The following is a 2752-nucleotide window of genomic DNA, read 5'->3' on the forward strand; positions in this document are numbered from 1 at the left end:
ATAAGTTAAGCTGTAATTGCTGCTTAGTGCAAGTGTTCCCTGGTTGATCGCATAAGTACCCACGTTCTCGCCTGGTGTTCTGGTTAAGCTTCCGCTGAAACTGTCGCCCGTTACCAGTGCCGGAGCAAAGGTATAGCTCAGCGCAGGATCGCTATCACCATAGGTTTTGCTCTTCGCTGCAGCCGTTACCGTGATGGTTTTCGCACCGATCGTCAGATCAGCACCAGCATAAGTTAAGCTGTAATTGCTGCTTAAAGAAAGTGTACCCTGGTTGATCGCATAAGTACCCACGTTCTCGCCTGGTGTCCTGGTTAAGCTTCCGCTGAAACTGTCGCCCGTTACCAGTGCCGGAGCAAAGGTATAGCTCAGCGCAGGATCGGCATCACCATAGGTTTTGCTCTTCGCTGCAGCCGTTACCATAATGTTTTTCGCTCCGATCGTCAGATCAGCACCAACATAGGTTAAGCTGTAATTGCTGCTTAGTGCAAGTGTACCCTGGTTGATTGCATAAGTACCCACGTTCTCGCCTGGTGTTCTGGTTAAGCTTCCGCTGAAACTGTCGCCCGTTATCAGTGCCGGAGCAAAGGTATAGCTCAACGCAGGATCGGCATCGCCAAAGGTTTTGCTCTTCGCTGCAGCCGTTACCGTAATGGTTTTCGCACCGATCGTCAGATCAGCACCAATGTAAGTTAAGCTGTAATTGCTGCTTAAGGAAAGTGTACCCTGGTTGATTGCATAAGTGCCCACGTTCTCGCCTGGTGTTCTGGTCAGGCTTCCGCTGAAACTGTCGCCGGTTACCAGTGCCGGAGCAAAGGTATAGGTCAGCGCAGGATCGGCATCACCGTAGGTTTTACTCTTCGCTGCAGCCGTTACCGTAATGGTTTTCGCTCCGATCGTCAGATCAGCACCAACATAAGTTAAGCTGTAATTGCTATTTAGTGCAAGTGTTCCCTGGTTGATTGCATAAGTACCCACGTTCTCGCCTGGTGTTCTGGTTAAGCTTCCGCTAAAACTGTCACCGGTTATCAGTGCCGGAGCAAAGGTATAGGTCAGCGCAGGATCGGCATCACCATAGGTTTTGCTCTTCGCTGCAGCCATTACCGTAATGGTTTTCGCACCGATCGTCAGATCAGCACCAACATAGGTTAAGCTGTAATTGCTGCTTAAAGAAAGTGTACCCTGGTTGATCGCATAAGTACCCACGTTTTCACCCGGTGTTCTGGTTAAGCTTCCGCTGAAACTATCGCCGGTTACCAGTGCCGGAGCAAAGGTATAGGTCAGCGCAGGATCGGCATCACCATAGGTTTTGCTCTTCGCTGCAGCCGTTACCGTGATGGTTTTCGCACCGATCGTCAGATCAGCACCAACATAGGTTAAGCTGTAATTGTTGCTTAGTGCAAGTGTACCCTGGTTGATTGCATAAGTACCCACGTTTTCACCCGGTGTTCTGGTCAGGCTTCCGCTGAAACTATCACCGGTTACCAGTGCCGGAGCAAAGGTATAGGTCAGTGCAGAATCGGCATCACCATAGGTTTTGCTCTTCGCTGCAGCCGTTACCGTAATGGTTTTCGCTCCGATCGTCAGATCAGCACCAACATAGGTTAAGCTGTAATTGCTGTTTAGTGCAAGTGTACCCTGGTTGATTGCATAAGTACCCACGTTTTCACCCGGTGTTCTGGTTAAGCTTCCGCTGAAACTGTCGCCGGTTACCAGTGCCGGAGCAAAGGTATAGGTCAGTGCAGGATCGGCATCACCATAGGTTTTGCTCTTCGCTGCAGCCGTTACAGTTATTGGCTTGGCTGTAATTGTAAAGTCAGCTCCAACAAAAGTTATTAAATATTTAGAACCTGCAGAAAGTGTGCCTTGACTTATCGTATAAGTACCTACATCTTCTCCGGCAGTCCGGGTTAAATTTCCTGTAAAACTATCTCCTGATAATAAACTTGGCGTTACAGTATAAGTTAAAGTCGGCTCGTTTTGCCCATATACTTTTGTTTGAGATGCAGTTGCTGTTACTACAACTGGAATTTGATTTAATTTTAACACATAATTATATGTGGCAGTACAGTTATTATTATCAGTCACGGTAACCGTAAAGTTACTGTCAGAAATTTGAGTTGAAGTACCTGTTATCTGCCCAGCTGTTGATAGCGAAAAACCAGAGGGCAAACTGCCCGCTGTAACTGCATACGTTTTAGATCCCGTTCCTCCAGAAGTTAATATAGTTTGACTATATCCCATATTATAATCATAGCCAGGCAAAACTATTGTTGTGAAACTAATGGCTGTTGGCTGGGTAATGGTAAAGGTTTTGATGATCTGGCAATTGTTGGCATCCGTGATGGTACAGGTATAAGTTCCGGCAGACAATCCCGTTGCCGTAGCAGCAGTTCCCCCTGAAGGAGACCAAGAATAAGTATAGCTACCGGCACCTCCGGAAGCAGTTACTGAAGCCGAACCATTGCTTGCGCCGTTGCAGGCCACGTTGGTCTGCGAAGTAGTTGCCGTAATGGCCGTTGGCTGGGTAATGGTAAAGGTTTTGATGATCTGACAATTGTTGGCATCCGTGATGGTACAGGTATAAGTTCCGGCAGACAATCCCGTTGCCGTAGCAGCAGTTCCCCCTGAAGGTGACCACGAATAAGTATAGCCACCTGCACCTCCGGAAGCAGTTACCGAAGCCGAACCATTGCTTGCGCCGTTGCAGGCCACGTTGGTCTGCGAAGTAGTTGCCGTAATGGCCGTTGGCTGA

Annotated in this window: 1 protein-coding gene; it reads right to left on the reverse strand. The window is 48.3% G+C overall.

Features of this window, described 5'->3' with window-relative positions:
• Window positions 1-2752 (reverse strand): MBG domain-containing protein (locus ACIQXP_RS07910; RefSeq protein WP_402759904.1); only part of this gene is annotated, 2752 nt, incomplete at both ends.

It is taken from the genome of Pedobacter suwonensis (genome assembly GCF_044762335.1).
Classification (GTDB): Bacteria; Bacteroidota; Bacteroidia; order Sphingobacteriales; family Sphingobacteriaceae; genus Pedobacter.